The 581-nt window shown below is 68.5% G+C and carries 1 protein-coding gene; it reads left to right on the plus strand.

From position 1 onward, the window contains the following. Positions 1 to 581: dihydroxy-acid dehydratase (locus QBJ89_RS20085; protein ID WP_277982214.1), on the plus strand; the 581-nt coding region annotated here is incomplete at both ends.

The following is a 581-nucleotide window of genomic DNA, read 5'->3' on the forward strand; positions in this document are numbered from 1 at the left end:
CACCCGATCCAGGAGACGGGCAAGCGCCCGACCGCAGGGCTCGACCGCAACCTGGCGTATCTCGGGCTGGTCGAGGTGCTGTACGGCTATCCGCTCGACGGCGTGGTGCTGACGATCGGCTGCGACAAGACCACGCCGGCCGCGCTGATGGCGGCGGCGACGGTCAACATTCCCGCGATCGCGCTGTCGGTCGGGCCGATGCTCAACGGCTGGCACAAGGGCGAGCGCACCGGCTCGGGCACGATCGTGTGGAAGGCGCGCCAATTGCTCGCCGCGGGCGAGATCGATGATGCCGAGTTCATCCGGCTGGTGGCGAGCTCGGCGCCGTCGACGGGCTATTGCAACACGATGGGCACCGCGACGACGATGAACTCGCTGTGCGAGGCGCTCGGCATGTCGCTGCCCGGCTCGGCCGCGATCCCGGCGCCGTACCGCGACCGCCAGGAGGTCGCCTATCTCACCGGCAAGCGGATCGTCGAGATGGTGGCGGAGGACCTCAAGCCCTCGGACATCCTGACGAAGGACGCGTTCCACAATGCGATCAAGGTCAATTCGGCGATCGGCGGCTCGACCAACGCGCC

The organism is Sphingomonas phyllosphaerae, assembly GCF_029623345.1.
GTDB classification, from domain to species: Bacteria; Pseudomonadota; Alphaproteobacteria; order Sphingomonadales; family Sphingomonadaceae; genus Sphingomonas; species Sphingomonas phyllosphaerae_C.